Origin of the sequence: Streptomyces sp. NPDC050164, from assembly GCF_044459945.1 — a bacterium.
In the GTDB taxonomy this organism is placed as follows: domain Bacteria; phylum Actinomycetota; class Actinomycetes; order Streptomycetales; family Streptomycetaceae; genus Streptomyces; species Streptomyces coeruleorubidus_A.
The window spans coordinates 289,299-315,920 of the sequence record NZ_JBITJK010000002.1; the positions used below are offsets into that span (position 1 = coordinate 289,299).

Consider the following 26,622-nt stretch of genomic DNA (forward strand, 5'->3'; position numbering starts at 1 on the left):
GCACTACCGACGGGACGCGGCCCGGCCTCGTCGGTACAGGACCACGCCGCTCGTCAGCAGCAGCGCCGCGGCCCCCGAGGCCGCGATGGCCTCCTTACCGAGGCCGGTCTCGGGGAGGTGGGGCGGTTCCGCCGGTGGTGAGGCGGGCGGCTTCACCGAGGGCTCAGGGTGCCGGGTGGTCGGTGGTGACCACGTGGGCGGCTCCTTGGCCGGCGGAGCGGTGGTGGGAGGCGACGATGTGGGTGGCTTCGTCGCCGGCGGCCTGTGGGTGGGCGGCGGGGACGTGGGCGGCTTCGCCGGCGGCGTGGTGGGAGGCTTCGTGGACGGTGTGTCGCCGTAGCCTCCTGGCGCGTCCGAGTCGTCGCCGTAGCCGGTGTCGTCTCCATAGCCACCGTCAGGGCGGGAGCCGGCGTCCTGACCGTAGCCGGTGTCGTCGCCGTAACCGCTGTCTTGTCCGGAGCCGGCGTCGTCGCCGTAACCGGCGTCCTTACCGCTGCCGGTGTCGTCGCCGTAGCCACTGTCGTCGCCGGAACCGGTGCCCTTACCGCTGCCGGTGTCGTCGCCGTAGCCACTGTCGTGTCCGGAACCGGTGCCCTTACCGCTGCCGGTGTCGTCGCCGTAGCCACTGTCGTCGCCGGAGCTGACGTCCTCGCCATAGCCGGGCTCGTCCCCGGTCCCGGCCTCGTCGCCATAGCCACCGTCATCCTCGGCGACGACGTCCTCGCCATAGCCGCCGTCGACCTCGGCGACGACATCCTCGCCATAGCCGCCGTCGACCTCGGCCCCGACCTCGTCGCCGTACCCGCCGTCACCACGGGAGCCGCTGTCGGCGTACCCACTGTCACTGAGGAAACGGGGCACATCGACATCGACGTGACCGGTGTCCTTGTCAACGCCGCCGGGCCAGCGGTCATCGCTGTCGCCGGCGCCGTGCGAGGTGCCGGACGATCCGCGCGGGTTCAGGCCGCTGGTGAAGGAGCTCCCGATGGACGGGTCGGTCGCGGCGCTCACGTCGTTGGACTTGTCAGCGGCGTTGACGGACACCCCGGCTTGCGTGTCCGCGAACGCCGTGATGCCGTACAAGGGCAGGATGCTCGTCGCGGCGGCAGCCACGACCATTCCCCTACTCAGGTTCTTTCGCAATCTAGTCGTCTTCCTGTTCGTAGAAAGGGGAAAAGCCGGTCCTGGATCCAAAGGAACAGGCCTCAGGCCGACCGGTACCACAGGCCGGAATCGAGTGGGATTGCGTGCAACAGGTCGCACCGCAGCATCGACGCCAGTCTCTCTCGCGTCAGCGACTCCTCCTCTTCTTACGGCTGCGACCTGAGACCGCTTCCCGCCTCCCGTAGTTCCGCCTCCGCTGGATCTTCTGGCTGGTCCAGTTATGGGACCCGGTGAAGTGCCAGTACCGACAGTCCGAGCATCGGTAGATACGGTCGGGGATTTTCTCCAACAACGGCTGCTTGACCAGCCAGGCCCTCGCCTCGGATTCGGTACGGAACGACGCTTTCCCGGTTTCCGGACAACGCGGCAAGATGATCGTATCAGTCATATTCCCTCCGAGGCGCGATGCGACTCACATTCCTCTGGGTGGAACTGATACTGCATCGGCAGGAAACCCTCCATCAAGCAGGTGACACTCTTCCGGGCGAGCGATCATTGAATTTGATCCGAACGGCCCTGTAAGGCGACTGACATGAATTACGCCGATCGGACGATATTCGAGACGGCTGCACTCGAACAAGTTGGCCAAGCTCACCGACCACGGAAAAGAAACAACGGCCATCGAGATGGATGGCCGCTGCCGGCATGGGGTCGACGCTCGCTGGTGAAACGGAAAGCGCCTCTCCCCCGGCGCACGAGGATGTCACCTCATACGCCTGTCAGAGAAAGGCGCTTCTGGGATCGGGCCTCGATTCTCCAGGGAACCGAGAAATGACGCCCTGCCCCTGACCGGCGATCACGAATCGAACGATCACAACCCGAATCAGGGGCGCATCCGTGTGCTGACGCTAGGTCAGGGGACCACCGGAGCAAGGACCTCCGTGAGGATCGACTCCAGGTCGATGTCCCCGCCGGACACGTCGCCGTTCTGGTTGTTGTTGAAGATGTTGGTCTTGCCGACCTGGCAGGCCGTCACCGGGCCGTACCCGACGGCGGTGGCGGTGCTGTCCTCGCCTGCTCCGGACTCGGTCGAGGAGTTGCCGCAGACGTACGGGTCGACCTCGTTGTCCGCGCCGAAGGCGCTGGCAGCCGAGGCGGATCCCGCGAGGAGGGCCACCGCCGCGAGGGTCGACGCGGCACCCAGCTTCATGGTCTTGCGCATTTGATGTCTCCGTTCCGGTTCTTCCCTGTTGGAAGAACAAAACCGATACTGCCTGAACGCTCAAGGCCGCTCCACCAGGAAGGGGCCTGGCTCCGGAAGTTCATCCGAGTGGCCGTGCGCGTCAGTTGATATGAATTCAGCAGCGACCCCCGTCGGCGGGCCGACGGAGTTCCTCCCCCTCGGCGGACGAGGATTTCACCCCATCCGCCGTCAGGGAAGATGCTTGCAGGCCGGGTCGGGATTCTCCAAGCAACGAGAAAGGACCCGCTGACCCTGTTGACGCTAGGTCACGCCACGGTTTCGATGATGTCGGTGATCTCCTCGAAAATGAAGATGTCCCCGCCCGACACTTCGCCGTTCTGGTTGTTGTTGAAGATGTTGGTCTCGCCGACCTGGCAGGCCGTCACCGGGCCGTACCCGACAGCGGTGGAGGTGCTTCCGTCCCCCGCTCCCGAATCGGTCGAGGAGTTGCCGCAGACGTACGGGTCGCCCTCGTGCTTGCCGTCGAAGTCCCCGCCGAAGGCGCTGGCAGCCGAGGCGGATCCCGCGAGGAGGGCGACCGCCGCGAGGGTCGATGCGGCACCCAGCTTCATGCTCTTGCGCATTTGATGTCTCCGTTCCAGTCCTTCTCCGTTGGAAGAACGGAACCGATATTGCACGAACGCGGTTGGCCACACCACCTGGGGAGGCCCTGACCCAGGAACTTCATCCACATGGCCCTGCACAGCAGTTGATATGAATTGCAGAATTCCCAGACCACACACTAGGTCGATCACCCAACGGAGCAGCAGCAGTTCTCCCTTTCTGTGGTCGCATTGCACTTGCGCCGGCTCGCAGGCAGGTGGTGGCCGGCTCCACGCCGAAACGGCGGTAGCCGCCGTCCACCCAGGCCATGCGGACCATGAGATGAGCGGCGGCCACCGTGAGCATCGGGCGGGTGCCGACGAGAGGTACCGTCAGGGGGTGCAGAGCGTCGCGCTCTCGCCGTCGGTCTGCAGCGTGGCGCACAGCTGCGGGACTCTGGGCAGGGTGACCGTGACACTCTGTTGGACATTGGCCTGAACGGTGTACTGCAGGCTCGCGCGCTCGGTGCCGTCAGCGGTGATGCTCACGCCGATGGTTCGCGTCTCGTCGCACAGGGCAGTGAGGGTGACCCTGGTGGTCAGGGCGCTGTCGACCTTCTGCAAGCCGACGCTGCAGGGGAACGTCTGCTGCGGAGCCGCCTGCGCGGGTGCGGCGGCGAAGAGCGATGCGGAAGCCAGCAGCACGGTGGCCGCCGAACAGAGCATGCGGTGAGGCATTGGTCCTCCCAGGTGTCACTTGGCCAAGCCGCCATCGACGGACGGCCTTCAATCAGGGCCTAAATGCCATTTAGGCACCTTTCGGGGAAATGTGACCACGGGCATACCAATCCTGCAAACATGTCCGCCCTGTCGGCTGAGTGTCCGGCGTTACGGCATCGACGTCGCGGTATGGGTCCGGCCCTCCGGGGCGGCGCCAAGGTGACTGTCCTCGGAAGATCCGAACGGCGCATCGAAAGTTGCTGGTCTCGCCCCTGCACCCGAAGGTCGAGGAGGATCAGCGAGCCGGATTCTCCGGCTGTCAATTCGTGCGTTGACTCAGCGCTGCGATCCCAGCAGCTGTCGTGATCGCTGGTTCTGTCCTGAGAACGAAGGAGTAGGGCATGAAGAAGCGGTTGTTCGTGTCGGTGTGCGTGGCAGCCGTTGCGGCGCTCTCTGCGGCACCGAGCCACGGCGCTCAGACCGAACTGGTTGTGGATGACGACGGTGCACAGTGCGCGCAGGCGGGTTTCACCTCCATCCAGGCGGCAGTCAACGCGGCGTCGCCCGGGGCGACCATCAGGGTCTGCCCCGGGACGTACGACGAAGTGGTCACCGTGAACAAGGCGAACCTGCAGTTGACGGGGCCGCGTACCCCGTCCGTGTGCACCGACTCCGATGCGCCGGACCCGAACGTCGATGCGATCGTCCAGGCGTCGAATGCGTCAGGCGGTGTCGTCAACCTGCTGGCGAACGGCATCCGGTTCCAGCAGTTCACGGTTCAGAACAACACGCTCGGCTCCGGGGTGCTCACGGGTGCTGCGTTCTCCGGGCACAACGTCACAGAGAACACGGTGCAGAACAACGTGCTCGGAGTCTATTTCAACTCCAACGGTGCGACTCCTTCCGCGGTCCAGCAGAACTGCATCCGCCAGAACAACCAAGCAGGAGCCTCCAGCGGTAACGGCGTGTACTCCGACCAGGGCCTCAAGAACGCCGACATCAGCGAGAACACCTTCTTCCAGAACAGCTCGTCCGGGATCGTGCTGACCGGAACGCTGCCGGGAGCGGTCAACGACGTCGACATCGACGAGAACATCTCCCGGCAGGACGGTTCGCTGCTGGCCATCTTCAACTCCGCGAGCACCGATGTGCGGGCGAACGACGCCCTGAACAACACCGGCTCCGCGATCTTTGTCGGCAACGACAACACCGGACTGAGGATCCGCTCCAACATCATCGACAGGGGTGTACGCGGCGTGCGTACCAGCACCGCGTTCGGCGGAAACGCGAGCACCGACGTCAGCATCATCTCGAACAAGATCACCAACTCGACCAGCGCCACCGGCGACGGCATCAACGTCGGTCCGAACTCGCTCACCGGGTCCCTCATCTCGTCGAACACCGCCACCAACAATCCGAGGGACGGCATCCGTATCGACGCGGGCGGCAATGCGGGCAACAGGATCTTCACCAACACGCTCAGGAACAACGGCGAACACGACTGTCACGACGACACCACCGGTACGGGAACTGCCGGCACGGCCAACAACTGGCGTGCCAACGCCGGTGTGACCGAGAACCGTCCAGGCCTCTGCTAGGACACCGCAGCCTGACCACCGCACACCGCGGCGGGTCACCGGTCATCGGGTGACCCGCCGTTGTCGTGTGCGGGGTTGTTCTCGTGCGTGGGAGCGGGTCAGCCCTGATACAGGGTCTCGATCTCGTCCGCGTACGCCGCCGTCATACGGACTGGCCGGCATCGCGACAACGCGTTTCCGCGGTCAGGGCTCCACACGTCGGACACCGCCGCCGCGCGGTGGCCTGCGCGGCGAGGGTGCCGAGGGCGTACTCGAGAGCCAGTTCCACGGCGGCGGGGCGGAACAGCGTCCCCGTGCCGTCGGGCGGAACCAGCCAGCGGAGGCCTCCTCCGGCCAGATGCGGCGCGGGCACTGTGACCCATGCGCCTTTTCCCAGGTACCGGACATTCGGACCGACCCAGCGGCCCATCGGGTCCGGCGGCAGGAAGAAGCCCACTCTGCGCGCGGCGGTGTCCGTCAGTACGGGACCGGGGGCCTGTGGGGTGCGCAACAGGGCGCCCAGGGCCAGCACACCCAGTTCCTCGGGCACACTCAGCACGTCCCAGAACCGTCCGCAGGCCAGCACGGCGATCCCCGTTTCTCCCCGCCACTGCCGCTTGCAGCCGCGCGGGTCGGTCGCGGCGGCGGCGAGCCATTCCACGGCCTGCTTTCTGACTGTTCGCATGGTGTCCCCTCCGGATCCGTTCGCCCGTGCGGGCAGGACGGCGATCTCCCCCTCACCGCCAGGCTGGTCGGACCCGGCCTGTTCATGCTGATGGATCTCTGTGTTCCGCGGAAGGGGTGGCGAACCATGGCGAATGCGTTAAAAATGTTCGACCCCAAAACAGGCGTTCCCCCAGGGCCCCAGAAAACGGCGCCCTCGCGCAGACCCTCGACGGCGGTGGCGTACCGGCCCTGACGCCCGCGCCGCGCCCGTTGGCCTAGGACACCACGTCCTTGCGGGCGAAACCGCGGAAGGCCAGGGCGAACAGCACGAGCGCGTACGTCACGGAAATCGACGTGCCCTGGATCATGTCCGTCCACTGCAACTGCGGCTGGACCGCGTCGAGCCAGGCGTACTGCCAGTGCGCGGGCAGGAAGTGCCGCCAGTCGCCGAGGGCCGTCACCTCGTCGAGGACGCTGCCGATGATGGTCAGGAACACCGCGCCGCCGACCGCGCCGAGCGGTGCGTCCGTCCGGGTCGACAGCCAGAACGCGAGGGCCGCGGTGACCAGTTGGGACACCATGATGTACACGACGACGATCAGCAGGCGCTGGGCGGCGGTGCCGGTAGGCAGGGTGCCGCCGGTCGGCAGCTGGAGCGGGCCCCAGCCGTAGGCGGCCGTGCCGACGACGAGGGCGACGATGGGGAGCAGGACCAGCGCGGCCAGGCTCAGGCTGAGTCCGACGGCGAGCTTGGACCACAGCAGCCGGGCCCGGGGCACGGGGGCCGCGAGCAGGTAGCGCAGGGACGACCAGCTGGCCTCCGAGGCGACCGTGTCGCCGCAGAACAGGGCGACGGGGATGACGAGCAGGAAGCCGGCGCCGGAGAAGAGGTTGACGGCGGCGAAGTTGGCTCCGGAGGCCGTCGCCGTGTCCATGAGGTTGACGCGGTTGTTGTTGCCGCCCGGGTCGCCGCCGACCTGGAAGGCGATGAGCAGGATGATCGGCAGGGCGAACAGGACGCCGCCCATGACCATCGTGCGGCGCCGCTTCAGCTGCCGGACCAGCTCGACGCGGAAGGGCAGGGTGCGGCCCGCGCGGTAGCCGTCGGCGACCTCGACGGGCTCGGCCCGCTCGGCGAGCTTGCTCATGCTTCGGCTCCGATCAGGGTGAGGAAGGCGTCCTCCAGGCGGCGGTGCGGGCCGACCGACCGCACGGGCACGTCCAGCCGTACCAGTTCGGCGACCAGGCGCTGCGGGCTGCCGTCGGCGTCGAGCTGGACCAGGAGGCCCTCGTCGACGGGCACGGCCGAGGCGACGCCCGGCAGGGCGGCGACCTTCTCGACGACGGGCTCCTCCACGGGCGTGGCCGTGCCCACCAGGAGGGTGTCGCCCGAGCCGACGATGTCCTCGACCGGGCCCGCCTGGACGAGCTGCCCGTGGTCCATCACGACCAGGTGGGTACAGGTCTGCTCGACCTCCGCGAGGAGGTGGCTGGAGACGATGACCGTGCGCCCGGCGGCGGCGTAGCGGATCATCACCTCGCGCATCTCGCGGATCTGGGGCGGGTCGAGGCCGTTGGTCGGTTCGTCGAGGATGAGCAGGTCCGGCATGCCGAGCATGGCCTGGGCGATGGCGAGGCGCTGGCGCATGCCCTGGGAGTAGGTACGCACCGCGCGGGCGAGGGCGTCGCCGAGGCCCGCGATCTCCAGGGCCTCCTCCATGTGCGCGTCCTCGGCCGGGCGGCCGGTGGCGCGCCAGTACAGCTCCAGGTTCTCGCGGCCGGACAGGTGCGGCAGGAAGCCCGCGCCCTCGACGAAGGCGCCGACCCGGGACAGGACCGGGGCGCCCGGGCTGATGGCGTGGCCGAAGACGCGGATCTCGCCGCCGTCCGGCTTGATCAGGCCCATCAGCATGCGCAGGGTGGTGGTCTTGCCGGCGCCGTTCGGGCCGAGCAGGCCGAGGACCTGGCCCTTCTCCACGCGGAAGGACAGGTCCTTCACGGCGTACCGGTCGGAGGACTTGGCGTACCGCTTGGTCAGGTCCGTGATCTGGAGGGGCACTTCGGCGAGCTCGGGGTCCGGAGGGGCGGGTGCCGCCGTGCGGCGGCGTCCGGTGATGATCAGCGCCAGGGCGATCACGGCGCCGGCGAGCGGCATCCACCACACCCAGGCGGGCAGCGGGCCCTGTGCGTTGCTCTCGCCGAGCGCCGACGGGACCTTGAGGTCGCCCTTGAGGGAGACGGTGTACGTGGCCGGGGTCGTCGGGGAGGCGTAGCCGAGGTCCGTCGAGGCGAGGACCAGGCGCAGCCGGTGGCCGTCGTCGACCTCGTGGTCGATCGCCGGGAGGGTGATGGTGACGTCCTTGCCGGCCTTGGCGCCCTCGACCCCGATGGGCGTGACCAGCTGGGAGGGCAGTACCGGCTGGGTGCGGCCGGGGCCGACGTCGTAGACCTTGGCGAAGAGCACGGCGTCGTCGCTGGTGGACTTCACGTGGACCGTGGCCGTCGGGGAGCCGGTGATCTGGACGTCGTCCCGGAACGGGGCCGACTCGAACGCGGCGAACTGGCCGGGGAAGTCGAGGGAGACCCCGACGCCGAGCGAGGACAGCTGGCTGAGGCCGCCCGCGCCGCCGAGGCCGGGCAGGGCGGAGACGCCGGGCGGGCTGGCGCCGGGCGGGTTGTCGAAGCTCTGCTCGCGGCCGGCCAGGGCGATGGAGCGCTGCTTGCTCTCCAGGCCGGGGTAGCGGTCCGAGGTCACGCCGGTCAGCCGGGGCTCGCCGTCACCGGAGCCGAGGCCGAGGGTGCGGGTGACGCGGAAGGCGGGGCCGGTGTCGACGCCCTTGTCGTCCTTCAGATAGCGGTCGAACCAGCTCTGCACGCGGCCCTGGACGCGAGTCGTCTCCATGTCGCCGCCGTCGTGGCCGCCGGCGATCCAGTCGACGTCGACGGGGGCGCCGCCCGCGCGGATGGCCTTCGCGGCCTGGTCGGCCTGGCCGAGCGGGAAGAGGGAGTCGGACTGGCCCTGCATCAGCAGCGTCGGCACCTTGATGCGGTCCCCGACCGCGGAGGGCGAACGCTCGTCGAGCATCCTGCGCGCCTCGGCGTCCGGCTTGCCCGACTCGGCGACCCGCTCGTACATCCGGCACAGCGCGGGCTCGAACCGCTCGCAGCCGCCGCCGGAGTTGACGAAGATGCCGGCCCACAGCTTCTTGAACACGCCGTTCGGGAACAGCGCGTCGGCGAGGTTCCAGTACGTGATGGCCGGGGCGATGGCGTCCACGCGGGCGTCGTGGCCCGCCGTGAGCAGGGCGATCGCGCCGCCGTACGAGGCGCCGGCCATGCCCACGCGGGGGTCGCCGGGCTTGTCGAGTTCGACCTGGGGCTGCTTCGCCAGCCAGTCGATGAGCTTCGAGACGTCGGCGACCTCGCCCTTGGGGTCGTTCAGCCCGATCTTCCCGTTCGACTTGCCGAAGCCGCGCGCCGACCAGGTCAGGACCGCGTAGCCGTCTCTGGCGAGATCCTCGGCCTGCTGCCGTACGTCGTTCTTGCTGCCGCCGAAGCCGTGGCCGAGCAGGACGGCGGGGCGGCGGCCGGGGCCGCCGGAGGTGAAGTACGAGGTGTCGATACGCACCCCGTTCCCCGTGTCCAGGACCCGGTCGGCGCGGTCGACCGGGGGCACCTCGTCGGACGCGACGGCCGTCCACGTCCCCGCTCCGGCGAGCACGACGACGGCGGCCCCGGCGGCCATGAGGCGCCGGGGCCCCCGAAGCAGCCCGCGCAGTCCGGGCAGTCGAAGATCCATGCGTCAACGGTACGGGGTCAACCTGTCGAACAGTTGTCGACCGAAGGCCGAACCCGCACCCCTCCTACGGGAGTACGCGGCCCCATGGCGTACCACGTCCGCGGTACGACGGGGCCTGGTCACCCCGTCCGCACTCCGGATTCCTTCGCTTCTTGGGTTGGCGGGAACCGAACAGCACGATTCCCATCGGCGGCTGTGAGGGGCTGGCGGACCGGTGGCACTCAGAGCGCGGCGTACACGGAACACACCCCCTCGGTGGCCACGACGGGCCCGAGCCGGAACACGTATCCACCTGACACCGCACAAAGGCAGCACGATGACCGCCGAAACACCCCGGCCGGCAGTGTCACCACGGCGGGCTGCGGAAGGTGCCCGCGGTCAGCTGGTACGCCTGGCCCGCCGAGTTCGACGTGATGGCCCGTCTCGCGGACTGCGCGTGGTAGAGCTCCAAAGCGTATGACTACATTGACGAAGTGATGTGTTAACGCAATACTCCATCTCGTTAGCGCGTCGCATCTGGAGGTACGCGAGATGACTGGGCCAGCCCTGGAGGTCGACGGCGTACGAAAGAGGTACGGCAGACGTCAGGCAGTCGCCGACATGACCTTCGACATCCGCGCCGGTGAGCTGTTCGGCTTCGTGGGAAGCAACGGGGCAGGCAAGACCACGACGATGCGGATCATCCTCGGCGTCCTCACACCCGACGAGGGAGAGGTCCGCTGGCGCGGCCACCCGGTCGGCTTGGGACACTGGTGACGCTGGGCGTGTGGTTCCTGCTCGGCTTCTTCCTCTTCGCCGCCATGCTGGCCGCAGCCGCCGCGCGGGTCTCACGGCAGGAGGACCTGCAAGGGGTCGTGCAGCCGGTGATGCTGCTCATCACCATGCCGTTCGTGCTGGGCATCGCCCTGTTGAGCAAGGACGCGCACGACCCGTTGATCGAATGGCTGTCGCTCGTACCGCCGCTCAGCCCGATCCTGATGCCGGCCCGCATGCTGCTGGGTATCGCCCCGGCCTGGCAGATCGGCCTCTCCCTGGTGCTGGCGGTCGCCGCGCTGGCGGGGATGACCCGCGTCGCCGGGCGGATGTACGCGGCAGCGTGCTGCGCAGCGGCTCCCGCATACCGCTCACCGAAGCGCTGCGGCTGCGTTAGTCCGCTGCCCCCGACCCGTCCCCAACCAACCCCCTACCGGAAAACACTGAAGGAGCACCTCATGAGCATCGCCGTCTGGATCGCCATCGGAATCGCCGTTCTCATCGCCATTGTGGCGGGGATCAAGAAGAACCGGGGCTGACCCGCACAGCCCCCTCAACCCGTCAGAAGCCGAGTTCGTCGGCAGCGCCCGTTCGCAGTGGTGCCACCGCCGCCTCGTGGACCTGAGCCGGGCGGCCGCCCGGCTCACCTGTTCGCCGGTCACGCCGCTGCGTGCCAGCGGGCGGTCGTGGCACTCAGCGGCCTGGCATCGACCTCGTTCCTCGCCAGCCCCGGAGACCCCAGCCCACCGAGAGGCTGAACACCTGCGCGGCCGCGGTCGGCCCCCGGCGCAGCAGGGCATGCCCGCCCTGTCCCAGCAGCGCGGCCAGGACGAGGTGCGCGAGGTAGTCGGCGCGCTCGGCGACCGGGTCCGGCATCCGGTAGCCCACCGCCACGGCGGGTGAACCGGCGTGCGGGTCGGCGACCGTCAGGCGCCGCTCCTCTTCCGGGAACGTTGACCGATTGCTGACAGTGTCCGCATGCGGTCAACTCCATTGCCATCACGGCATCGTGAGTCAGCAGTCCTCATGAGCGGTTACCGTCGCACTGATTCCCGGTCCGCGGCTGTCGAATCACTCGTCCTCATCCGCATCGGCGTCCTCGACGCTCGCACCGGACATCGCCAGGACGATGGAGGGTACGACGGACGCGGCCAGCATGAGGGTCGTCAGCAGCGCGGGCATCCGCTCGATCATGTCGGGCTGGTTCTGGAAGACGACCATGAGCAGCACGACGACCATGCCGGCGCCGACCGCACACTGGTATCCGATGAAGGAGACCTGGTCGCGCAGCCCGCGTTCACGTTCGTCCAGTCCCGCCCGCGGCCGTTCGGCCACACCGCGGGTCATCGAGCGCAGCACGCCCCACAGCAGCAGCCAGAGCACGAAGGCCGCGAGCCACCACGAGTCGGAGAACGCGTTGCCGTCCGAGATGAGCGACAGCACCACCATGGCCGCGCTCAGCACGCAGAGCGAGAGCGCCACAGGGCGCATGGGACTGCGGGCCAGATCCGCAGTCTCGTTGGCACCTTGGCGGCTCACGAGCGTTCCTCCTTGTTGTACAGCTGGGCGGAGAGGGGGGCGAAGGGCTTGCGGCTGAAGATCGCTTCGACCGGAAGCTCGAACACGTCGCTGAGCCGGAACGCCAGGTCGAGGCTCGGGAAGTAGTCGCCCCGCTCGATGGCACCGATGGTCTGCGGGTGTACCTCCACCAGCTTGGCCAGCGCGACGCGGCTGAGGCCACGCTCCGCGCGGAGCACTCTCAGCTGGTTGTAGATCGGCATTCCCTCGCGATGACTCACTGGGCTCATGGATAAAACGTAGTAGAAACACAACACTTCGTCAAAAAACAGCAACACTTCGGCAGACAGGGCAGTCGCTCAAGGTGGAGACCCACCAGGCGTTCGCCCACCTCGCCGGCGCCGGGATACGCGTCCCGGTCGGCCTCAGCGTGACCCTGATGCCGCTGCGCCGTCCGTGCGAGGCCGCCTCAGGCGGATGTCGGCTGTCACCGCCAGCGCCTCCTCCGCCGCCCGCACGACATGGCGCACCGCTGTCGCGGACCACTGGCCGTGTGAGATCGACTCCATGAGCGGACGGCGTGCCGGGTAGCGGCGCACGGGGAAGAGGCCGAGCACCTTCTCGTCCCGGACCAGCCCCTTCTCGATCAGGCCCCGGTCCGCCCAGGCCATCGCGTCCTTCTTCAGCCCGGTGATCCAGTCCTTGGTCCTGCCCGGCTTGTCCGGGCAGCGGTCAGTGGTTGCGCGGGAAGCCCAGGTCCACGCCCGCGGGGGCGTCGGCCGGGTCCGGCCAGCGGGTGGTGACGACCTTGCCGCGGGTGTAGAAGTGCGTGCCGTCGTTGCCGTAGATGTGGTGGTCGCCGAAGAGCGAGTCCTTCCAGCCGCCGAAGGAGTGGTAGCCGACGGGGACCGGGATCGGGACGTTCACGCCGACCATGCCGGCCTCGACCTCCAGCTGGAAGCGGCGGGCCGCGCCGCCGTCCCGGGTGAAGATCGCCGTGCCGTTGCCGAACGGCGAGGCGTTGACGATGTCCAGGGCCTCCTCGTAGGTCTCCGTGCGCAGCACGCACAGGACCGGGCCGAAGATCTCGTCCTGGTAGGCCTTTGCCGACGTGGGCACCTTGTCGAGGAGCGAGATGCCGATCCAGTGGCCGTTCTCGAATCCGTCGACCGTGTAGCCGGTGCCGTCGAGGACCACTTCGGCGCCCTCGGCCGCCGCGCCCTCGACGTAGGAGGCCACCTTGTCGCGGTGGACCTTGGTGATGAGCGGGCCCATCTCGGAGGCGGGGTCGTTGCCGGGGCCGATCTTGATCTTCTCGGCGCGCTCGCGGATCTTCTCCACCAGTTCGTCGCCGATCGCGCCGACCGCGACGACCGCCGAGATGGCCATGCAGCGTTCGCCCGCCGAGCCGTAGGCGGCGGACACGGCGGCGTCGGCCGCAGCGTCCAGGTCGGCGTCCGGGAGGACCAGCATGTGGTTCTTGGCGCCGCCGAGCGCCTGGACGCGCTTGCCGCCCGCCGAGGCGGTGGAGTGGATGTAGCGGGCGATCGGGGTCGAGCCGACGAACGACACCGCCTTCACGTCCGGGTGTTCGAGCAGCCGGTCCACCGCCACCTTGTCGCCGTGGACGACGTTGAAGACGCCGTCCGGCAGGCCTGCCTCGGCGAGCAGCTCGGCGAGCTTGATCGACGCCGACGGGTCCTTCTCGGACGGCTTCAGCACGAACGTGTTGCCGCACGCGATGGCGAGGGGGAACATCCACATCGGCACCATCGCCGGGAAGTTGAACGGCGTGATGCCGGCGACGACACCGAGCGGCTGGCGGATCGAGGACACGTCCACGCGGCTCGCCACCTGCGTGGACAGCTCGCCCTTCAACTGCACGCTGATGCCGCAGGCCAGGTCGACGATCTCCAGGCCGCGCGCCACCTCGCCGAGCGCGTCGGAGTGCACCTTGCCGTGCTCGGCGGTGATCAGCTCGGCGATCTCGTCACGGTGCGCGTCGAGCAGCGCCCGGAACCTGAAGAGGATCGAGGTCCGCTGGGCCAGCGAGGACTGGCCCCAGGTGGTGAAGGCCTCCTTGGCTGCGGCGACCGCCGCGTCCACCTCCTCGACCGAGGCGAACGCGACCTTCGTGGTCACCTCGCCGGTCGCCGGATCGGTCACCGGCCCGTGCGTGCCCGAGGCGCCTTCGACGGTCTTGCCGCCGATCCAGTGGTTGACGATCTTCGTCATGGCCGGGAACTCCTTCACAGATGGCGGCGTCGGGTGGAGACGTGCCGTTCGTACAGCTCACGTGCCTTGACCGCGGACGGCCGTGTCGCGGTCTCGGCCACGGGTACATCCCACCAGGCCTGCGCGGGAGGCGCGCCCGACACTGTGTCTGCCGTTTGGGTCTCCACGTAGACACATGTGGGTGTGTCAGCGGCCCGGGCCTCGGCGAGGGCCTCCCGCAGGTCCCGTACGGACTTCGCGCGCAGGACGCGCATGCCGAGGCTGGCCGCGTTGGCGGCGAGGTCCACCGGCAGCGGCGGGCCCGTGTACGTGCCGTCCTCGGACGGGAAGCGGTAGGCGGTGCCGAACCGCTCGCCGCCGACCGACTCGGACAGTCCGCCGATGGACGCGTAGCCGTGGTTCTGGATGATCAGGACCTTGATCGCGACGCCCTCCTGTACGGCCGTCACGATCTCCGTCGGCATCATCAGGTACGTTCCGTCGCCGACCAGTGCCCACACGGGCCGGTCGGGAGCGGCCATCTTGACGCCGATCGCGGCCGGGATCTCGTAGCCCATGCAGGAGTAGCCGTACTCCAAGTGGTACTGGTCGTACGAGCGGGTACGCCACAGTTTGTGCAAGTCGCCGGGGAGGGAGCCGGCCGCGTTGATGAGGATGTCCGACTCGTCGACCAGGGCGTCCAGCACGCCGAGGACCTGCGGCTGGGTCGGGCGGGTGTCCGGCTCGTCCACCTCGTAGCAGGCGTCGACGCGCTGTTCCCAGCGCTCCTTGTCCTCGGTGTACTCGGTGGCGTACGACGCGGCGACCCGGTGTTCGTGCATCTCCAGTCGCTCGGTCAGCTCCTCCAGGCCGGTGCGGGCGTCCGCGATCAGGGGGTGCCCGGCGAGCTTGTGGCCGTCGAAGGGGGCGACGTTGAGGTTGAGGAACCGGACGTCCGGGTTCGAGAAGAGCGTGCCGGAAGCGGTGGTGAAGTCGGTGTAGCGGGTGCCGACGCCGATCACCAGGTCGGCGGTGCGGGCGAGTTCGTTCGCGGTGGCCGTGCCGGTGTGGCCGATGCCGCCGACGTCCTGGGGGTGGTCGTGGCGCAGGGAGCCCTTGCCGGCCTGGGTGGAGGCGACCGGGATGCCGGTGGTCTCCGCGAACTCGGCGAGCGCGTCCTCGGCGCGGCTGTGGTGGACGCCGCCGCCGGCGACGACCAGGGGCCTTGCCGCCGCGCGGATGATCCGTACCGCCTCTGCGAGTTCCGTCGGGTCGGCACCGGGTCGCCGTACGGTCCAGGTGCGCTCGGCGAAGAAGTCGTCGGGCCAGTCGTACGCCTCGGCCTGCACGTCCTGGGGCAGCGCGAGGGTGACGGCACCGGTCTCGACGGGGTCGGTGAGCACGCGCATCGCGTTCAGCGCGGAGGGGATCAGGGCCTCCGGCCGGGCGATCCGGTCGAAGTACCTCGACACCGGGCGCAGACAGTCGTTGACCGACACGTCGCCCGCGTACGGCACTTCGAGCTGCTGGAGGACCGGGTCGGCGGGGCGGGTGGCGAAGATGTCGCCGGGCAGGAGCAGCACCGGCAGATGGTTGATGGTCGCCAGGGCGGCGCCGGTGACGAGGTTGGTGGCGCCCGGGCCGATGGAGGTCGTGACCGCGTGCGTGGAGAGGCGGCCCGACTGCCGCGCGTAACCGACCGCCGCGTGCACCATGGCCTGTTCGTTGCGGCCCTGGTGGTACGGCATCGCGTCGGTGTACTCCAGGAGCGCCTGGCCGATGCCGGCGACGTTGCCGTGGCCGAAGATGCCCCAGGTGGCGCCGATGAGCCGCTGCCGGACGCCGTCGCGTTCGGTGTACTGGGCGGACAGGAAGCGTACGAGCGCCTGTGCGACCGTCAGCCTCGTCGTCGAGGTCATCGGTATCCCTCCCTATGGATGGTGACGGGTGCGCAGCGGCCGCCGCGGGCGTTCACTACCGGGGGTGAACATGTGGTCTCTCTCGGTTATATGACCGCGTGGGCGGTTACAGCGGGGTGTCTGCCATCGCCGAGGTGTGACTTTGCACGACGCGGACCGCCGAAGCGGAACAGCGCGCCCTCTGGCCCCGAAGACCGTTCGCGGGGGTGGGAGCAGATCCGCCACTTTGCACAGCAGTACGCAACGAGGCCGTGTACGCCTCGAGTCGGGGACCTCCGGCGCGGGGCCGTAGCGGGCGGGGAGTTGTCGCTCGCACTTCGCTCCTGCCAAAGCAAAGTGGCCTCCCGCGCCGGAGGCGATCTGGGCCCGGGCGTCGCGGGGCGCGTACGCGAAGTCGGTGACCGACGCGAACACGCTCTTTCTGCCCGAGAGGTGGAACTCCTCGTCTTCGACGCGCACGGTGCACGCGCCCGTCAGGGGCAGCACGATCCACTCGCTGTCCCCGGTGGTGAAGGTGTGCGTGCCGCCGGGCGCCAGCTCCACGATCCGCAGGCCGCTGTGCGTCCAGCCGGCCCGCCTGGGGTCGATGTCCAGGACGTAGTTCACGTCGGTCGTGGTGCCCTTGGGGACGTACAGCTCACTGGTCATGAAGCGGCCCTCACAGCAGTCCTACGGCGGTGTCCACGGCGGCGGCCACGTCGCCGTCCGCCGGGTACAGCAGCGAGCGGCCGACCACCAGCCCGCGCACGGTGGGCAGTTGGAGGGCGCCGCGCCACTTCTCGTACGCCCCGTCCTGGTCGTCGCCCACCTCGCCGCCCAGCAGTACGGCGGGCAGCGTGGAGGCGGCCATGACCTCGGCCATGTCGTCGGGGTTGTCGGTGACCGGCACCTTCAGCCAGGTGTAGGCGGAACTGCCGCCCAGGCCGGAGGCGATGGCGATGGACCGGGTGACGGCCTCGGCGGACAGGTCGTTGCGCAGCCGACCCGTCTCGTCGCGGCGGGAGATGAACGGCTCGACGAAGACGGGGAGCCGGCGGGCCGCCATGTCGTCGATGGCGCGGGCGGTGGACTCCAGGGTGGTGAGGGAGCCCGGGTCGTCGTAGTCGATGCGCAGCAGCAGTTTGCCCGCGTCGAAGCCGAGGCGCTCGATGTCCTCGGGGCGGTGGCCGGTGAAGCGGTCGTCGAGTTCGAAGCGCGCGCCCTGCAGGCCGCCGCGGTTCATCGAGCCCAGGACGACCTTGCCGTCGAGGGCGCCGAGCAGGAGCAGGTCGTCGAGGATGTCGGCGGTGGCGAGGACGCCGTCCACGCCCGGGCGGGAGAGGGCCAGGCAGAGGCGTTCGAGGAGGTCGGCGCGGTTGGCCATGGCCATGCTGCGGCCGCCGACGCCGAGGGCGCCGCGGGCCGGGTGGTCGGCGGCGACGATCATCAGCCGGCCGTTGTCGTTCAGCAGGGGCCGGCGGGGGCGGCGGGCGGCGGCCTCGGCGATCGCCTCCGGGCGGTGGCTGCGGAGGTGGACGAGTGCGGAGACGTCGACGGTCACTTGACGGCCCCCGCGGTGACGGCCGCCTCGATCTCGTCCGGGGTGGGCATCGCGGAGGAGCACTCCAGGCGGGAGGCGACGATGGCGCCGGCGGCGTTGGCGTGCCGCATGGTCTTCTCCAGGTCCCAGCCGGCCAGCAGGCCGTGGACGAGACAGCCGCCGAAGGCGTCGCCTGCGCCGAGGCCATTGAGGACGTTCACGGGCAGCGGCGGGACCTCGGCGGTGACGCCTTCGCGGTCGACGGCGAGGACACCCTTGGGGCCCTGCTTGACGACGGCCAGCTCGACACCGGCATCCAGGAGGGCCCGGGCGGCGGCGTGGGGCTCGCGCACGCCCGTGGCGACCTCCACCTCGTCGAGGTTGCCGACGGCGACGGTGGTGTGGCGCAGGGCCTCCTGGTAGAAGTGGCGGGCCGCGCCGGGGTCGGTCCAGAACATCGGGCGCCAGTCGAGGTCGAAGACCGTCGTACCGGACTTGGCGCGGTGGGCCAGGGCCGCGAGGTTCGCCGTACGGCTCGGTTCCTCGCTCAGGCCCGTGCCCGTGACCCAGAAGACGCGGGCGTCACGGATGGCGTCCAGGTCGAGCTCGTGGGCGTCGATCTCCAGGTCGGGGGCCTTGGGCTGCCGGTAGAAGTACAGCGGGAAGTCCTCCGGTGGGAAGACCTCGCAGAAGGTGACCGGGGTGGGCAGGCCGGGGACCGGGGTGACCCAGCGGTCGTCCACGCCGAAGCCCTTCAGGGCCTCGTGCAGGTAGGTGCCGAAGGGGTCGTCGCCGGTGCGGGTGATCACCGCGGTCCGCCGTCCCAGGCGGGCCGCGGCGACCGCGACGTTCGTGGCCGAGCCGCCGAGGAACTTGCCGAAGGACGTGACCTGCGGCAGCGGGACGCCCGTCTGGAGCGGATACAGATCCACTCCGATGCGCCCCATGGTGATCAGGTCGTACGCCATCGGCTGCCCCTCGGTGTCGGCTCTCCCCGGCTTTGTAGCCCCCTTCCCGAAGCCCTGTCAATGTTTTGTCCGGACATTCGGACCAGATCATGACAGCGCTTTCCGCGTGTTCTGTGTCCGAGTACGCTCTGCCACGTCAAGGCGTCCCGCCGAAAGCTCCGGCGCGCATCTTTGCCCCGGGTGTGTCACGAACGCCCCCTTCCTGTCACACGTGTCCCGTGTACGCGGATCTTCCGTCACGGGCCCTGCCCTGTGTCACGGAGTGTCGTTGACCGGACACAGGCTTCTTGATCGCCAGCGCAGCGCCCGGCTCCCCCGGACGGCCGTCCCCGGTCGCCGCCGTGGTGCGCGCGGGGAGGTGCACGTCATGACCGACCGAAGACTCTGGTCCTACAAGGAGATCGCGGCACACATCCGGGTGCAGCCGGACACCGTGCGGTCCTACCGCAAACACGGCCTGCTGCCCCCGCCCGACCGCGTCGAGAGCGGCAAGTGCTACTGGTACGTCGACACGGTCCGGGCCTGGGTGGCCGCCAGGCCCGGCAACCGCGCCCGAAGAGCCGACTGACCTTCCCGGCCCGACCTCGTGCCCCACCGCCGCATGGGGCACGGGTGTCCCCGCGGCAGGGTCAGCGCCACGGCTCGATGACCGTCGCGCCCGCCGGTGGCGCCGTCCCCATCGCCGCCAGCGCGGGCGGGGCCTCGTCCAGCGGGATCGTGGACGTCACCAGCAGGTCCGGGCGCAGAACGCCGCCGCGCACCAGCTCCAGCATCGGCGGGTAGCTGTGCGCGGCCATGCCGTGGCTGCCGAGGAGTTCGAGCTCCAGGGCGATCGCGCGGGCCATCGGCACGGGTGTGGTGCCGGTCGGCGAGGGCAGCAGGCCGACCTGGACGTGCCGGCCGCGGCGGCGCAGGCCGTTCACGGAGGCGGCGCAGGTGGCGGGGGATCCGAGAGCGTCGAGGGAGAGATGGGCGCCGCCGCCGGTGAGGTCACGGACCGCTGCCGCGGGGTCCGGCACGGCCGACGCGTCCAGGCACTGCGCCGCCCCGAACTTCCGCGCCAGGTCCAGCGCCCGGGCCGACACGTCGACGGCCACGACCCGCGCGCCCGACGCCGCCGCGATCATCACCGCGGAGAGGCCGACCCCGCCGCAACCGTGCACCGCCACCCACTCCCCCGCCGCGACCCGCCCCTGCCGCACCACCGCCCGGTACGCCGTGGCGAACCGGCAGCCGAGGGAGGCCGCCGTCGCGAACGACAGCTCCCCGGGGAGCGCCACGAGGTTGACGTCGGCGTGGTCCAGGGCCACGTACTGCGCGAAGGAACCCCAGTGCGAGAAGCCGGGCTGGGTCTGCCGCTCGCACACCTGGTGGTCGCCCGCCGCGCAGGACGGGCAGGTGCCACAGGCGCAGATGAACGGCACGGTGACCCGGTCGCCGGGCCGCCAGCGGGTCACCCGGTCGCCCACCGCCTCGACGACCCCGGCGAGTTCGTGCCCCGGCACGTGCGGCAGCGTTATGTCCGGGTCGTGGCCCTGCCAGCCGTGCCAGTCGCTGCGGCACAGCCCCGTGGCCTCGACCCGCACGACGACCCCGTGCTCCGCGGGCTCCGGATCAGCGACGTCCCGCACCTCGGCCGGCTCCCCGTACCGCTCGAACACCACTGCCCGCATGATCTACCCGCCTTCCGTTCGTGCCCGGGGCCGCTGGGTGTCCTGGCGCCCCGGGCAGTCAGCGCCTCGGGGAACGCTAGCCCGTGCCGCACGGGCCTGTACTTCAGCCCCTGGCCCCGACCTTGCCCCTGGCCGGTTCCGGATCTCTGGCCGGTTCCGGGTCCGCCTCGCTCAGGCCGAAGCGTTCGTGGAAGCGGCGCAGGGGACCCGGGGCCCACCAGGTGGCGCGGCCGGTGAGGCGCATGACCGCGGGGACCAGGAGGCTGCGGACGATCATCGCGTCCATCAGGACCGCCAGGGCGATGCCCAGGCCGAGCATCTTGGTGTTGGTGACCCGGGACGTGCCGATCGCGACCATGACCACGGCCAGGATGACCGCCGCCGCCGTGATCAGTCCGCCGGTGCGCTGGAGGCCGTGGCGGACGGCCTGGTCGTGGTCGCCGGTGTGGTCGTACTCCTCCTTGATGCGGGAGAGCAGGAACACGCCGTAGTCCATGGACAGGCCGAAGGCCACGCAGAACATCAGGACCGGGAGGGTCGTCTCGACGGAGCCGGGGCTGGTGAAGCCGAGCAGGCCGGAGAGATGGCCGTCCTGGAAGATCCAGACGACCGCGCCGAACATGGCCGTCAGACTGAGCGCGTTGAGCACGACCGCCTGGACCGGTATCAGCACGCTGCCCGTGAGGAGGAAGACCAGGAGCAGTGTGACGATCGTGATGAAGACGGCCGCGAGCGGCAGACGTTCCCCTATGGCGTCCTTGGAGTCGACCAGGACGGCCGCCGTGCCGGTCACCTTGGTGTCGAAGGGGGCCCGGACCTCGCGCAGTTCGCCGACGAGGCGCTGGGCCGGGTCGTCGACCGCCTCGCCCTTCGGCAGCACCGTGAAGTACGCCGAGTCGCCCTTCACCAGCGGCCCGTCGACCCGCAGCACATCGGGCAGTCGGGCGATCCGCTCCTTGTAGGCGCCATACTGCGCCTCGGTCGCGCGGCCCTCGGCGAGCACTTCGAGGCCGCCGCCGGGGCTGCCCGGGAAGCCCTCACGGATGTGCTGCTGCACGACATGGGATTCGGACGTCGACGGCAACTGACGGTCGTCGGCGGTGCCGAACTTGACACCCAGGAAGGGCAGTCCGAGCAGGACGAGGACGGCTGTGGTGCCCAGGGCGAAGAACGGGGCGCGGCGCATGACGAGCGCCGCCGAGCGCGCCCAGGCCCTGCCCTCCTCCTCGGCGGGCTTCGGCCGCTGTCCGCGCCGGAACACCCGGCGCAGATCCAGGGAGCTGACCCGATGTCCCAGCAGCATCAGCGCCGCCGGGAGCAGAATCAGCGCGGCGGCCGCGGCCAGCAGCACCACGGCGATCCCGGCGTAGGCGAAGGACCGCAGGAAGTACTGCGGGAAGACCAGCATCGCCGCCAGGGACACCGCGACCGTGAGGGCGGAGAACAGCACCGTGCGGCCGGCGGTGCGCAGCGTCGTGCCGATCGCGGTCAAGGGCTCGGCGCCGGTGGACAGTTCCTCGCGGAAGCGGCGGACGATGAACAGCGCGTAGTCGACGGCGAGGCCGAGGCCGAGGGCCGTGGTGAGGTTGATCGCGAACACGGACACGTCGGTGAGCTCGGTGAGGCCGCGCAGGATCGCGTTCGTCCCGAGGATGGCGACGATGCCGATGCCGAGCGGCAGCAGGGCCGCGACGGCACTGCCGAAGACCATCACCAGCAGCACGAGCGTCACCGGCAGGGCGATGAGCTCGGCCCGGATCAGGTCCTCCTGGATGATCGTCTGCATCTCGTGCCGCACGGCGACCGGGCCACCGACGGTGACCTCCACCGGGCTGTGCGCGCCGCGGTAGTGGGCGATGCGCTCCAAGGTCTCGCCGGCGGTCTTCTCGTCGCCCGTGATGCGGGCGACGATCAGCGCCTCGTGGCCGTCCTCGGCGCGCAGGGCCGGGCTGCCGGACTGCCAGTAGGAACCGACGCCGGTGACGCCCTTTTCGTGGACCAGTCGCTCGGCGAGACGCTCGGCCCGGGCGGCGACGGCCGGGTCGTCGACCGAGGCGTCGCCCGCGTCGACCAGGAGCAGCAGGTTGGGCTGGGAGCCGGGGAACTCGCGCTCCAGGGCCTTGGTCGCGTACGTGGACTCGGCGGCCGGGTCCTCCCAGCCGCCGGCGCCGAGCCGGTCGGCTACGCCGCTGCCGGCCAGCACCGCGAGCGCGGTGAGGACCAGCGCCACCAGCAGCGACAGTCTGGGCCGGGCGGTCACGAAGCGGGTCCAGCCTCCGACGCGCGGCGGTGTGTTGACTTCGGTCATCGTGCGGTGTCCCCTTCACCGTGACCCGTGTCCAGGCGCAGCCTGACAGCGCGGGGCTGCCATAGACTGGCAAACACGAGAGATCGCTCGCATTTCTGCCGACTCCAGAATGCGAGCGACCACTCGCGTTTGTCAATCGCGTTCTGAGACCTGGGGATAACGCGTGCCCGAGAAGACCGAGAAAGCCGGAACAGAGACGACGGCGGCGGCCGAGGACCGGCCGCGCCGCCGCCAGGCCCGCGGCGAGCGCCGGATCGCCCAGCTGCTCGACGCCGCCGCCACCGTCTTCTCCACGACCGGCTACACGGCCGCCAGCACCAACGCCATCGCCCGCGAGGCAGGCGTCTCGCCGGGGACGCTGTACCAGTTCTTCCCGAACAAGGAAGCGATCGCGATCGAGCTGGGCAGCCGGCTCATGCACGAGATGCGGCAGTCCTACGACGAGATCCTCGCCCCGATCGCCGACGCGACGACCCCGATCGAGGAGGTGGTCGCCGAGACCGTCGACCGCTTCGTCGAGTTCAACTGCCGCCACCCGGCCTTCTTCGCGCTGATGCACGGCCCCGACATCCCGGGACGCATCGCCAAGGAGCACGACGCGCTGCACCGCACGCTGGTCACCCGGGTCGAGACGATCCTCACCCCGTTCGCACCCGACGTCCCCGCCCCGGCGATCACCCGCACCGCCCAGATGTGCGTCGGCATCTACAAGGCGGGCCTGGAGCTGATCCTGGTCCACGAGGGGGCCGAACGCGAGGCGTACGTCCAAGAGCTGAAGAACGCCCTCCTGCGGTACCTGCAACCGCTGGTCGGGGACATCGAGAAGTGATACCCCCTAGGGGTACAGTTGGGCGCATGCGGACCCCACCCAGGTCCTCATCGCCCCACACGCCTCGACGAGGAGTAACGACATGACCGCCCAGACCGACACCACGGGCCCCGTCACCACCGTCTACAAGGTGAGCGGCATGAGCTGCGGACACTGCGAGGGTGCCGTCTCCGGCGAGATCTCCGAGATCTCCGGCGTCAGTTCGGTGACGGCCGTCGCCAAGACCGGCGAGGTCACCGTGGTCTCCGCCGCCCCGCTCGACGATGAGGCCGTACGCGCCGCCGTCGACGAGGCCGGTTTCGAGCTGGCCGGGAAGGCCTGAGCCGGCTTCAAGAGCCCGAGACGCACAGGCCTGAGTGAGACATCCCAGTCCTGGCACTCGTACCGACGTACGGGCCGTACGCCGCCGCCCCGGCCCGTACGGCCCGTTCCGCTTCCCGGGCGCCCCGCACCACCTGGAGTACGGACATGACCAGCACCACCGCCAAGGCGCCGACGGACCGCGAGCCGGCGCTCGCCGAGGTCGAGCTGCTCATCGGCGGGATGACCTGCGCCTCCTGCGCGGCCCGCGTGGAGAAGAAGCTCAACCGCATGGACGGCGTCGCCGCCACGGTGAACTACGCGACGGAGAAGGCCCGGGTCACCTACCCCGCGGGCATCGAGGTCGCCGACCTGATCGCGACCGTGGTGAAGACCGGGTACACCGCCGAGGAGCCCGCGCGCGAGGAGCCGGACGCCGAAGGGTCGCCCGCCGCCGAGGAGGACCCCGAGCTGTCGGCCCTGCGCCGGCGCCTCGTCGTCTCCGCCGCCCTCGCCGTGCCCGTCGTCCTGCTGGCCATGGTCCCTGCGCTCCAGTTCGACAACTGGCAGTGGCTCTCGCTCACCCTCGCCGCCCCGGTCGTCGTCTGGGGCGGGCTGCCGTTCCACCGGGCGGCCTGGACGAACGCCCGGCACGGCTCCGCCACCATGGACACGCTGGTCTCCCTAGGCACGCTGGCCGCGTTCGGCTGGTCCCTGTGGGCCCTGTTCCTCGGCGACGCGGGCATGCCCGGCATGCGGCACCCCTTCGAGTTCACGGTCTCGCGCGGCGACGGCGCCTCCTCGATCTACCTGGAGGTCGCCTCGGGCGTCACGGCCTTCATCCTGCTGGGCCGCTATCTGGAGGCCCGCTCCAAGCGCCGTGCGGGGGCAGCCCTGCGCGCGCTGATGGAACTGGGCGCGAAGGACGTGGCCGTGCTGAGGGACGGGCGCGAGGTGCGGATCCCGGCGCAGCGGCTGGCCGTCGGCGACCGGTTCGTCGTACGGCCCGGCGAGAAGATCGCCACCGACGGCACAGTCGTCGAGGGCGCCTCCGCGGTGGACGCCTCGATGCTGACCGGCGAGTCGGTGCCGGTGGACGTGACGGCCGGGGACGCGGTCACCGGCGCGACGGTCAACGCGGGCGGCCGGCTCGTCGTCGAGGCCACCCGCATCGGCGCCGACACCCGGCTCGCGCGGATGGCGAAGCTGGTGGAGGACGCGCAGAACGGCAAGGCCGAGGTGCAGCGGCTCGCCGACCGGATCTCCGGGGTCTTCGTGCCGGTGGTCCTGCTGATCGCCGCCGCCACGGCCGGGGCGTGGCTCGGGCTGACCGGCGACGGCGTCGCCGCGTTCACCGCCGCCGTCGCGGTCCTGATCATCGCCTGCCCGTGCGCGCTGGGCCTGGCCACGCCGACCGCGCTGATGGTCGGCACGGGGCGCGGCGCCCAGCTCGGCATCCTCATCAAGGGCCCGGAGGTCCTGGAGTCCACGCGCCGGATCGACACGGTCGTCCTGGACAAGACCGGCACGGTCACCACGGGCCGGATGACCCTCCAGGAGGTCCACGTCGCCGAGGGCGCGGACGAGAAGGAGGTGCTGCGGCTCGCGGGCGCCGTCGAGCACGCCTCCGAGCACCCCGTGGCCCGTGCGATCGCGCTGGGCGCCGAGATGGGGGTCCCCCCGCTCGAGCGAAGCCGAGAGTGGGGGAGGGCCGGACGGCTCCCGGACGTCGAGGGCTTCGAGAGCGTCCCCGGGCGGGGCGTACGGGGGCGTGTGGAGGGCCGTGAGGTCGCCGTGGGGCGGCTCTTCGACGACGTACCGCCGGAGCTGGTCCGCGCGCGGGACGAGGCCGAGCGGGCGGGCCGTACGGCCGTCCTGGCCGGCTGGGACGGGAGGGCGCGGGCCGTGCTGGCCGTGGCCGACGCGGTCAAGGAGACCAGCGCCGAGGCGGTGCGCGAGCTGCGCGCGCTGGGGCTCACGCCGGTGCTGCTGACCGGGGACAACCGGGCGGTGGCCGAAGCGGTGGCCGAGACCGTCGGGATCGACCGGGTGATCGCGGAGGTCATGCCCGAGGACAAGGTCGACGCCGTACGGCGGCTGCAGGCCGAGGGGCGGGTCGTCGCCATGGTGGGCGACGGCGTCAACGACGCGGCCGCGCTCGCCACCGCCGATCTGGGCCTGGCCCTGGGCACCGGAACGGACGCGGCGATCGAGGCGGGCGATCTGACACTGGTGCGCGGCGACCTGCGGGTGGCCGCGGACGCGATCCGGCTGTCGCGCCGGACGCTGGCCACGATCAAGGGCAACCTCGTCTGGGCCTTCGGCTACAACGTGGCCGCGCTGCCGCTGGCCGCCGCGGGAGCGCTGAACCCGATGATCGCCGGGGCCGCGATGGCCTTCTCGTCGGTCTTCGTCGTCACGAACAGTCTCCGACTGCGGACATTCCGGTGAAGTCCCCTGAATTCGCCCTAAGTTCATGGCGAACGTGATTTGAGCCCCTCTGGAGTCCCGGGCCCGGCTCACATAAGCTCTTCACAAGGCTCGCGCATCATCCTTACGCTTGAGTCCCGAGCGGCATATCCGGGCTCTTGCGTACCTTACGGACATACGCAAGAGACGCAGATCACAGTGATGTGAACGTAACCATCGAAGGGGTTCGAAGGTCTAAGTTGACGATGCCAGGGAGCGTCTTGGGGGGCGCCACCTGGCATCTGGAGATGTCTTGGGGGACTTCTCCAGAGATGCGTTGCCGGGACACGTACACCGGGAAGCTTTGAGCGGCCCTCCCGGTCGTGCGCTGTCCCGGCAGACCGCACACCGCAGTACGGCGAGTTTTGCTCCTTGTGCTCAACAGCGATTCAGGCGCTGTCCTCACAGACGCCCGGCCGGATCCCGTGGGGGGAATCCGAACCGGGACTGGGAAGGCGCCCTGGTCGTCGGCCCGTGGGGGGACCGGCGACAGGGCGCCTT

23 protein-coding genes and 2 pseudogenes are annotated in these 26,622 nt (G+C 70.1%); 7 read left to right on the forward strand and 18 right to left on the reverse strand.

The annotated features are described in order from the left end of the window. Positions 1 to 3 precede the first annotated feature (3 nt). From ACIBNA_RS04065 to ACIBNA_RS04080, 4 genes are all read right to left on the reverse strand, one after another. Positions 4 to 1,113, reverse strand: coding sequence for an LPXTG cell wall anchor domain-containing protein (locus ACIBNA_RS04065; RefSeq protein ID WP_399163710.1), 1,110 nt, complete (start codon positions 1,111 to 1,113; stop codon positions 4 to 6). Positions 1,114 to 2,017: 904 nt separating this feature from the next. Continuing rightward, positions 2,018 to 2,326 (reverse strand): hypothetical protein, encoded by a 309-nt coding sequence (locus tag ACIBNA_RS04070; protein ID WP_399163711.1) that lies wholly within the window; start codon positions 2,324 to 2,326, stop codon positions 2,018 to 2,020. Between the two features lie 287 nt (positions 2,327 to 2,613). Next, positions 2,614 to 2,931: a hypothetical protein gene (locus ACIBNA_RS04075; RefSeq protein ID WP_399163712.1), complete on the reverse strand. Its 318-nt coding sequence runs from the start codon at positions 2,929 to 2,931 to the stop codon at positions 2,614 to 2,616. A gap of 351 nt (positions 2,932 to 3,282) precedes the next feature. Continuing rightward, positions 3,283 to 3,627 (reverse strand): hypothetical protein, encoded by a 345-nt coding sequence (locus ACIBNA_RS04080; protein WP_399163713.1) that lies wholly within the window; start codon positions 3,625 to 3,627, stop codon positions 3,283 to 3,285. Between the two features lie 401 nt (positions 3,628 to 4,028). Between ACIBNA_RS04080 and ACIBNA_RS04085 the strand changes: the two genes are divergently transcribed. Next, on the forward strand, positions 4,029 to 5,207 hold the full coding sequence (locus tag ACIBNA_RS04085) for a right-handed parallel beta-helix repeat-containing protein (protein WP_399163922.1): 1,179 nt from the start codon (positions 4,029 to 4,031) through the stop codon (positions 5,205 to 5,207). A gap of 142 nt (positions 5,208 to 5,349) precedes the next feature. On the opposite strand, the gene ACIBNA_RS04090 is transcribed toward ACIBNA_RS04085, so the two are convergent. The 3 genes from ACIBNA_RS04090 to ACIBNA_RS04100 form a co-directional block, all read right to left on the reverse strand. Next, positions 5,350 to 5,871: a hypothetical protein gene (locus tag ACIBNA_RS04090; protein WP_399163714.1), complete on the reverse strand. Its 522-nt coding sequence runs from the start codon at positions 5,869 to 5,871 to the stop codon at positions 5,350 to 5,352. Between the two features lie 256 nt (positions 5,872 to 6,127). After that, a complete protein-coding gene (locus ACIBNA_RS04095) occupies positions 6,128 to 7,000 on the reverse strand; it encodes an ABC transporter permease (protein WP_399163715.1) in 873 nt (290 codons plus the stop codon). Then, a complete protein-coding gene (locus ACIBNA_RS04100; RefSeq protein ID WP_399163716.1) occupies positions 6,997 to 9,651 on the reverse strand; it encodes a CocE/NonD family hydrolase in 2,655 nt (884 codons plus the stop codon). The genes ACIBNA_RS04095 and ACIBNA_RS04100 overlap by 4 nt, the downstream gene beginning before the upstream one ends. Positions 9,652 to 10,182: 531 nt before the next feature. Between ACIBNA_RS04100 and ACIBNA_RS04105 the strand changes: the two genes are divergently transcribed. Beyond that, a complete protein-coding gene (locus ACIBNA_RS04105) occupies positions 10,183 to 10,407 on the forward strand; it encodes an ATP-binding cassette domain-containing protein (protein ID WP_399163717.1) in 225 nt (74 codons plus the stop codon). Continuing rightward, positions 10,404 to 10,943: an ABC transporter permease gene (locus ACIBNA_RS04110; RefSeq protein ID WP_399163718.1), complete on the forward strand. Its 540-nt coding sequence runs from the start codon at positions 10,404 to 10,406 to the stop codon at positions 10,941 to 10,943. The genes ACIBNA_RS04105 and ACIBNA_RS04110 overlap by 4 nt, the downstream gene beginning before the upstream one ends. Positions 10,944 to 11,097: 154 nt before the next feature. On the opposite strand, the gene ACIBNA_RS04115 is transcribed toward ACIBNA_RS04110, so the two are convergent. The 9 genes and pseudogenes from ACIBNA_RS04115 to iolC all read right to left on the reverse strand — a co-directional run bounded on the left by ACIBNA_RS04115 (position 11,098) and on the right by iolC (position 18,542). Continuing rightward, positions 11,098 to 11,280, reverse strand: coding sequence for a hypothetical protein (locus ACIBNA_RS04115; protein WP_399163719.1), 183 nt, complete (start codon positions 11,278 to 11,280; stop codon positions 11,098 to 11,100). Between the two features lie 195 nt (positions 11,281 to 11,475). Then, complete coding sequence (locus ACIBNA_RS04120) at positions 11,476 to 11,943, reverse strand: hypothetical protein (protein WP_399163720.1); 468 nt, start codon at positions 11,941 to 11,943, stop codon at positions 11,476 to 11,478. After that, on the reverse strand, positions 11,940 to 12,212 hold the full coding sequence (locus ACIBNA_RS04125) for a helix-turn-helix transcriptional regulator (RefSeq protein ID WP_274816482.1): 273 nt from the start codon (positions 12,210 to 12,212) through the stop codon (positions 11,940 to 11,942). The genes ACIBNA_RS04120 and ACIBNA_RS04125 overlap by 4 nt, the downstream gene beginning before the upstream one ends. 135 nt (positions 12,213 to 12,347) lie before the next feature. Next, positions 12,348 to 12,635, reverse strand: a pseudogene (locus tag ACIBNA_RS04130) (hypothetical protein); the annotation flags it as partial. 19 nt (positions 12,636 to 12,654) lie between these two features. Beyond that, positions 12,655 to 14,157: a CoA-acylating methylmalonate-semialdehyde dehydrogenase gene (gene mmsA, locus ACIBNA_RS04135; RefSeq protein ID WP_399163721.1), complete on the reverse strand. Its 1,503-nt coding sequence runs from the start codon at positions 14,155 to 14,157 to the stop codon at positions 12,655 to 12,657. 14 nt (positions 14,158 to 14,171) lie between these two features. Next, positions 14,172 to 16,055 carry a 3D-(3,5/4)-trihydroxycyclohexane-1,2-dione acylhydrolase (decyclizing) gene (iolD, locus tag ACIBNA_RS04140; protein WP_399163722.1) on the reverse strand — a complete coding sequence of 628 codons (1,884 nt, stop codon included), beginning with the start codon at positions 16,053 to 16,055 and terminating at the stop codon, positions 14,172 to 14,174. Between the two features lie 240 nt (positions 16,056 to 16,295). Beyond that, positions 16,296 to 16,703: pseudogene (locus ACIBNA_RS04145) on the reverse strand (5-deoxy-glucuronate isomerase); the annotation flags it as partial. Positions 16,704 to 16,713: 10 nt separating this feature from the next. After that, a complete protein-coding gene (locus tag ACIBNA_RS04150; protein WP_399163723.1) occupies positions 16,714 to 17,595 on the reverse strand; it encodes a deoxyribose-phosphate aldolase in 882 nt (293 codons plus the stop codon). After that, positions 17,592 to 18,542, reverse strand: coding sequence for a 5-dehydro-2-deoxygluconokinase (gene iolC / locus ACIBNA_RS04155; protein ID WP_399163724.1), 951 nt, complete (start codon positions 18,540 to 18,542; stop codon positions 17,592 to 17,594). Before iolC ends, ACIBNA_RS04150 begins: the two co-directional genes overlap by 4 nt. Positions 18,543 to 18,909: 367 nt before the next feature. Here iolC and ACIBNA_RS04160 point away from each other — a divergent pair, with 367 nt between their 5' ends. Continuing rightward, positions 18,910 to 19,110 (forward strand): helix-turn-helix transcriptional regulator, encoded by a 201-nt coding sequence (locus ACIBNA_RS04160; RefSeq protein ID WP_399163725.1) that lies wholly within the window; start codon positions 18,910 to 18,912, stop codon positions 19,108 to 19,110. A 61-nt stretch (positions 19,111 to 19,171) separates the two neighbouring features. On the opposite strand, the gene ACIBNA_RS04165 is transcribed toward ACIBNA_RS04160, so the two are convergent. Both ACIBNA_RS04165 and ACIBNA_RS04170 read right to left on the reverse strand, forming a co-directional pair. Continuing rightward, a complete protein-coding gene (locus ACIBNA_RS04165) occupies positions 19,172 to 20,215 on the reverse strand; it encodes a zinc-dependent alcohol dehydrogenase family protein (RefSeq protein ID WP_399163726.1) in 1,044 nt (347 codons plus the stop codon). A 103-nt stretch (positions 20,216 to 20,318) separates the two neighbouring features. Further along, a complete protein-coding gene (locus ACIBNA_RS04170; protein ID WP_399163727.1) occupies positions 20,319 to 22,523 on the reverse strand; it encodes an MMPL family transporter in 2,205 nt (734 codons plus the stop codon). A gap of 163 nt (positions 22,524 to 22,686) precedes the next feature. On the opposite strand from ACIBNA_RS04170, the gene ACIBNA_RS04175 reads away from it, so the two are divergent. From ACIBNA_RS04175 to ACIBNA_RS04185, 3 genes are all read left to right on the forward strand, one after another. Next, positions 22,687 to 23,352, forward strand: a complete 666-nt coding sequence (locus tag ACIBNA_RS04175; protein WP_399163728.1) for a TetR family transcriptional regulator — start codon at positions 22,687 to 22,689, stop codon at positions 23,350 to 23,352. A gap of 82 nt (positions 23,353 to 23,434) precedes the next feature. Beyond that, positions 23,435 to 23,674 (forward strand): heavy-metal-associated domain-containing protein, encoded by a 240-nt coding sequence (locus tag ACIBNA_RS04180; protein ID WP_399163729.1) that lies wholly within the window; start codon positions 23,435 to 23,437, stop codon positions 23,672 to 23,674. A 146-nt stretch (positions 23,675 to 23,820) separates the two neighbouring features. Beyond that, positions 23,821 to 26,103 (forward strand): heavy metal translocating P-type ATPase, encoded by a 2,283-nt coding sequence (locus ACIBNA_RS04185; protein WP_399163730.1) that lies wholly within the window; start codon positions 23,821 to 23,823, stop codon positions 26,101 to 26,103. The last annotated feature ends 519 nt before the right edge of the window (positions 26,104 to 26,622 follow it).